The following is a 6,297-nucleotide window of genomic DNA, read 5'->3' on the forward strand; positions in this document are numbered from 1 at the left end:
GTCCGGCCGGCGGCGTTGAGCCGCCGTGGTGGTCCTCCCGGCAGGCTTCGGGATCTGGCGTTCGAGCTGGCGTCCGGGAGGTCGATTCTTACCGCTGAAAAGTGGGGTTCCGTGCCGCTCGGGGAGTGCACATCAGACAACGGGGGGCATGTGCACCATGAGGGCTCTTGGACGTGCACGGCGACTTTTCTCTAACCTGCTGTCCCCGTTGGGGTTACGGCTCACCTCGCAGCTCGGCGGTGCCGCTCGGGGAAAGCGGAGGTGGACGGGAGCGACCCCCCCTTTTTGCCTCCCGGATCGGCACAGCGGGGCAGGCTGATGTGCACTGGCGTGCCATCGCCTGGGGGGTCGCTCCCGTCTAATTGATCCCTAGCGGGAAGGCCACAAAAGACACCCGTGGCGGGCAAGATGGGACGCATGAGCGCCCCTGACATCCCCGAGGAACGCTTGGAGACCCTCAGGAAGTAGGCAGTGGAGAGGCTCCGCGACCGCCGCGCTTACCGCTGTCCGGACTGCGGCAATCGAAGCTTCCAGCGAGGCCGCGCCTCGGCCACCGTCATGAGGTTCGAGCGAACCGGTGCCAAATGCCGGGAGTTCCAGGTCCGGCCGGGTGAGGGATGTTACCCCTTCCTCGTCTCCGATCCGCCCTACCGGACAAACTCCCATAGAAAACTTTGTCGTCCTCTGATCCACGCACTTGTTCCCCCGGTTTCCAGCGGGGTCCACGGTCCAGAGACGCCTACTTCTTGCCCAGCCCCGTGAGTCCATTCGTTTGAATAACGAGGCAAGGATTCTATCCGCCGGGTCGGTAGCTCCTTCTACACTTGGGCCAAAAGGGGCTCTGCCGCATCATTGAATACTGTCGAAGGCTGACCCTTCTGCCTGGAGGAACCGTTCCGGATGTCATTACACACCCTGAAGATCGCACATTTTTGCCGATTGAGATCCACGACCTCGGTGCTAACGGTAACTTTGGGCTTGTTTCTACTGGCTGTACCGGAGAAAGCCACGGCGCAGATCGTCCCCATCTGCGACCGGACTCCGGCAGTGCGCGACGCTATCGTGGAGAAGATTCCGGAGGTTTCTGATTGTGGCGATGTAACAGAGGCACATCTGGCTGAGATTGATGGTGTCCTCAATTTGGCAGGGCCGTACGAGATTTGGGGTGTTCCCGTCGGCGATCTCCCGAATCCCATTCTAGGATTAAAAGCGGGGGATTTTTTCGGACTGTCCTCGTTGGAAGGACTCCGGTTGCAGGCCAACAAACTGAAGACCCTGCCGGTGGCCCTCTTCCACGGGCTTTCCTCCCTGGAATCGCTCAATCTAGATCACAATCCATTGACCAAGCTACCGGCCGGGATCTTCTCGGGACTCACCTCGCTCCAATCGCTCTGGCTGTCCCTGGTTTACAACGATGTGGTTCCCCAGTCCGGTGACCTTTTCTCGGAACTCACCTCGCTCCAATCGCTCACTCTGTACATCGCGGGTACTCTGCCCGATGACCTCTTCTCCGGGTTGCCCACGCTGAAAGGGCTCCATTTGAGATTCGGCGACCCGACGACGCTGCCGGCTGGTGTTTTTGCGGGACTGTCCTCGCTGGAATCGCTCAACCTGGCTTTCAATGGATTGACCGAGCTACCGGCCGGGGTCTTCTCCGGGTTGTCGTCGTTGAAAGAGCTCGATTTGAGCGACAACCTACTGACGACGCTGCCGGCCGGAATTTTCGCGGGACTGTCCTCGGTGGAATCGATCGATTTGATAGACAATCGATTGACGACGCTGCCGGCCGGGATTTTCGCGGAACTGTCCTCGCTGGTAGGGCTCCACCTGAGCGACAATCGGCTGACGACGCTGCCAGCCGGAATTTTCGCGGGATTATCGTCGCTGGAAGAGCTCAATCTGGGTAGTAACGGTCTGACGCCGTTGCCGACCGGAGTCTTCTCCGAGCTGTCCTCGCTGAGAGAGCTCATTCTGGTTGGCAACGGCCTGACTACGTTGCCGGCCGAAATTTTCGCAGATCTGTCCTCGCTGGAAAGGCTCTATCTGGGTGGCAACGAGCTGACGACTCTGCCCGCCGGAATCTTCTCCGGTTTGTCCTCGCTGCAAGGGCTCGGGTTGAATGATAATGGCCTGACGCCGTTGCCGACCGGAGTCTTCTCCGGTTTGTCCTCGCTTGAGTGGCTGAGTCTGGGTGGCAACGGCCTGACTACGTTGCCGGCCGGGACTTTCGCGGGACTTTCGTCGCTGGAACAGCTCAGCCTGGATGACAACGGCCTGACAACGCTGCCAGCCGGGGCCTTCTCCGGGTTGTCGTCGCTGGAATGGCTCTATCTGGGTAGTAACGACCTGACGACGCTGCCGGTCGGGGCCTTCTCCGGTTTGTCCTCACTGCGAGTGCTCTACCTGCGTTGGAACGACCTGACGACGTTGCCGGTTGGGGTCTTCGCCGGTTTGTCTTCGCTGGAAACACTCAATCTGGCAAGCAACGACCTGATGACGCTGCCGGTCGGCGTTTTCTCTGGTTTGTCTTCGCTGGAAACACTCGATCTGGAGGTTAACCATCTGACGACGCTGCCAGCCGGGATCTTTTCCGAGTTGTCCTCACTGAAATGGCTCGGACTGAGTCACAATGGCCTGACGACGTTGCCGATCGGGGTCTTCTCCGGACTCTCGTCCTTGAGACAGCTCAATCTGGTGGACAATCATCTGACGACCCTGCCAGCAGGGGTCTTCTCCGGGCTGTACTCGCTGGAAGGACTCAATCTGAGAGACAACCGGCTGACGTCGCTGCCGCCCGGCATCTTCTCGGGGCTGTCCTCGTTGGAAACGCTCGATCTGGCTGCCAATCGCCTGACCACGCTGCCAGAGGGGATCTTTTCCGGCCTTCCCTCGCTGCAAAGACTCTCTCTGCGTGGTAATTGGCGCCTACTGACCACAATGATTTCGCTGGAATTCGCTGGGGAAGGCCGGTTCAGAGCCCGGGCCGATACCGGGGCCCTCTTTGATATCGTGTTGCCGATCAACGTCGTCAACGGCGTCCTCGACGGCGGTTCGAGCCACATCAACATCCCCAGGGGCAGCGTGTATAGCGCCACGTTCACAGTTTCCCGGAAACCGGGCCCGGCCTCTGCCGTCTTCGTGGATATCGGCGAGTTGCCGGAGATGCCGAACTCCACTTATTCGGACCTTACTCTGGTCAAGTCTCCCCACTTGCCGCTGAACGTTCTGGAGGCACCAAACCTGCACTTTGCCCATTTCGCCAATGGGAAATCGATCGCGTCCGAATTGGTGTTGGTGAACGTGGGCGACGAACCGATCCGTCCGGTCATCTCCTTCCTGGACCGCGGAGGGAATCTCCTGTCCGGTGGATGGCTGGTCGAGATGCGGGAGGATCTGGAGATCCAAGAGGACGGCTCGGTGAAGGTTCGGACGAGCATCGAGCCTCTGGGGGAGCGCACGATCTCGACTCACCCTCCACGCGTGGTGGTTTCGGGATCGGTGCGCGTGGAGTCCGAAGGTCCCATCGGAGGAGTCCTGCGCTATGACAATCCGGTCATCGGAGTTGCCGGGGTGGGAGCGAGTCCGCGCGTTCGGGACGCACTATTTCCGGCTCGAAACCAGGCGGGAGGGATTCGCACGGCAGTCGCGATCCGTAACCGAGGATCCGGGTGGATGAGGGTGCGGTGTCAGTTGCTGCAAGCAGGCACTGTGCTGGAAGAGACGCAGATCTCACTGACGCGCGACGGGCAAGCGGCCCGGTTCCTCGATGAAGTGTTCACCCAGACCGACACGTCCGACTTCGTTGGGTCGGTGCGCTGTACGGCGCCGCGCGGCCAACTCTTCACGGGAGTGGCCGTGGAAATGGATACCGATAATCGGATCTTCACAACATTGCCGATGGTGCCGGTAGAGCCGTTGGCGGACGGGAGCGGGGAAGGGACGTTGGTCTTCGCGCATTTCGGGAACGGATCGTCCATTCGATCGGATTTGGTGTTGGTGAACGTGGGCGCCGATCCAATCCGGCCCTCCGTCTTCTTCTACGATCAGCAGGGCGCCCAAATTGACGCGGAGTCGGTCGTGGAAGTGATGGGAGACCTGGAGGTTCGAGAGGACGGAGCACTCAGCGTTGCGACAGAAATGGTGGCGCTGAGCGAACTCACGATCTCGACCCATGGGCAGGGGGAACTGGTGACGGGATCGATGCGGGTGGAGTCTGACGGTCCCCTGGGCGGGGTCCTGCGTTTTGACGTCCCAAGCGTGGGGGTGGCGGGGATAGGCGCCAGCCTACCCGTCGCGGTCGCGATGTTCCCCGTCCGGAGCCAGGAGAACGGGATCAACACCGGAGCTGCGGTCCGCAATCTGGAACCGGAAGCCATGACGTTGACCTGCGCACTGATGCAGAACGGTCGCATGATTGCTGAGACGGAGATCGACCTGGACGCCGGCGGTCAGGTCGCCCGTTTCATCAACGAACTCTTCAAGGACGCTGATACCTTCGACTTCGCCGGTTCGGTCCTCTGCACGGCGCCCCCGGGCGGATCCTTCACGGGAGTGGCCCTGGAGATGGATGCGGACAACCGGATCTTCACCACATTGCCGATGGTCCCGGTGCTCCGATGACCTGACGAGAGTAGCTGGAGTCAACGGATACCACTGGCACCTCATAAAATGAGTGGCCAGACCGCAGAAAGGAGTCTCGTTACATGATGCTGTTGCTGCTAGCGCTAGCTCTAATGTCACCTGTCCACGGTGTCCACGGACAGGAGCAAGACACCGTGTACATACCGCCCAAGCCGCTGAGGAGAGGCGAAGCAGTTTGGCCGCATCTCGACACCGGATGCGAGCCGATGATGATACGTTCAGGGACTACTGACCTGGACACCTACCCTGACTGGACAACCAACAACGTGCCGAAAGTCACTAGGCATCGTCTGGCACGCGAAACACGGAAGATACTAGAGACAATCAAGCTATATCCTACCCATGACGACTATGGCCCGATGCTGATAGTGGAACTAGACATCAGCCTCGCAAACAAGGTTTTCTTCACGACAGTTAGCTTTGAGAGGAGTCTGCAACTTCCAAACACCAAACGCACGATACGAGCTAACGTGTGGCACCGGCAGACTTACGGGCTGAATATCGAGGACCCGGAGGTAGCGGTAGATAAGACTCTAGACTACGTTAAGAAGTTCGTGAGCCTCTATCTGGCCATGAATGAGTGTGGCGAAGGACCGGGGGACTAGCGACTAGCAGCAACAGAAGAAACGAAAAGGGTCGGCAGGGATGCCAGCCCTTTTCCTTAATCCGTTCCACTTGTTCGGAATCAATTACCGCCGCCAGTCCCGGCTTCGTCAAGTCTCCCCTCCGTAACCAGCTGAAAGGTCGAACTGACCCTGGAAAACTGTGGATCGGCGGGTGGGCGGTGGCTGCGCCTGGAAGGAATCAGGCCGCCGAAGGGGGGATCCTGACGCCGCGCACCTTGATCGTCGGCACGCCGGACTTAATGGAGACTCTCCCGGTGCGTACTTGGGGAGGAGGCACGGCGGTCAGGTCGAACGAAGCCCGTGGGGTTCCTGCTCTTGCCTTTATGGAGAGTTGTACTGGCTTGTCTAGCTCGTCGGTCGAGAGAAGGCCAGCGACGCCACCCGCAGTTACAGCTGCAACCGCACCGTTGACTGCAGCTTCGGCCAGCCGGTGGGCCATCTCCCGCCTGTTGATCGTCGCTCCAGTCTCAATCTCGACCCTTTCGATCCTTTCAATCCTCACTCCGTCCGCAGTCCTCTCAATCCTCTCAATGCTCTCAGTCTTCATCTTGTCCATCTTGAACCTCATTCCGACCAAGGCCAGTTCCATGTTAGCACACCACCTGCGCTCAGCCCGTAGAAGCCGGACGGATGTCCCTATACAAAGGATTTGGGGACCTACTTGACTTCTACGGCGGCCCAACGGCCGCGCTGAAGCGTGCTGTCGAGTTGCAACCATGGGCGGAAGATCGCGCCGTCGGCGTGGAGATCGACGACGACGTTCGCGACGCTCTCGTGGCGGGCGCCACGCTTGCCAGGGGCCTCATTTTGACAGGTAAAGAGCGCCACACCGTGTCGATCCAGGAGTGTAAGAGAGACAAAGAGGACGACTTACATCATGGGAGTCTCCCAACTTACACACGTGATTTCCCCGATTATCTTTCTCGCTCATGCAGTTACGGCCATTTTTTCGGGTCTGCCGTGCCGCTCGGGGAAATCGGAGGTGGACGGGAGCGACCCCCCCTTTTTGCTGCCCGGTGCGGGCGCGGGG

Annotated in this window: 3 protein-coding genes; 2 read left to right on the forward strand and 1 reads right to left on the reverse strand. The window is 59.8% G+C overall.

What is annotated here, in order from left to right:
- The first annotated feature begins 900 nt into the window (after positions 1-900).
- Together OXT71_10840 and OXT71_10845 are read left to right on the forward strand one after the other, a co-directional pair.
- Positions 901-4,620 carry a leucine-rich repeat domain-containing protein gene (locus OXT71_10840; protein ID MDE2926881.1) on the forward strand — a complete coding sequence of 1,240 codons (3,720 nt, stop codon included), beginning with the start codon at positions 901-903 and terminating at the stop codon, positions 4,618-4,620.
- 83 nt (positions 4,621-4,703) lie between these two features.
- Positions 4,704-5,246: a hypothetical protein gene (locus OXT71_10845; GenBank protein MDE2926882.1), complete on the forward strand. Its 543-nt coding sequence runs from the start codon at positions 4,704-4,706 to the stop codon at positions 5,244-5,246.
- Positions 5,247-5,445: 199 nt separating this feature from the next.
- Here the strand turns inward: OXT71_10845 and OXT71_10850 are convergent, their stop codons facing one another.
- A complete protein-coding gene (locus tag OXT71_10850) occupies positions 5,446-5,856 on the reverse strand; it encodes a hypothetical protein (GenBank protein ID MDE2926883.1) in 411 nt (136 codons plus the stop codon).
- Positions 5,857-6,297: the final 441 nt, after the last annotated feature.

The sequence above is a fragment of the Acidobacteriota bacterium genome (assembly GCA_028874215.1).
Classification (GTDB): Bacteria; Acidobacteriota; UBA6911; order RPQK01; family JAJDTT01; genus JAJDTT01.

Coding starts and splice junctions, on each gene's coding strand:
- OXT71_10840 (MDE2926881.1), top strand. CDS start 901: ATGTCATTACACACCCTGAAGATCGCACATTTTTGCCGATTGAGATCC.
- OXT71_10850 (MDE2926883.1), bottom strand. CDS start 5,856: ATGGAACTGGCCTTGGTCGGAATGAGGTTCAAGATGGACAAGATGAAG.
- OXT71_10845 (MDE2926882.1), top strand. CDS start 4,704: ATGATGCTGTTGCTGCTAGCGCTAGCTCTAATGTCACCTGTCCACGGT.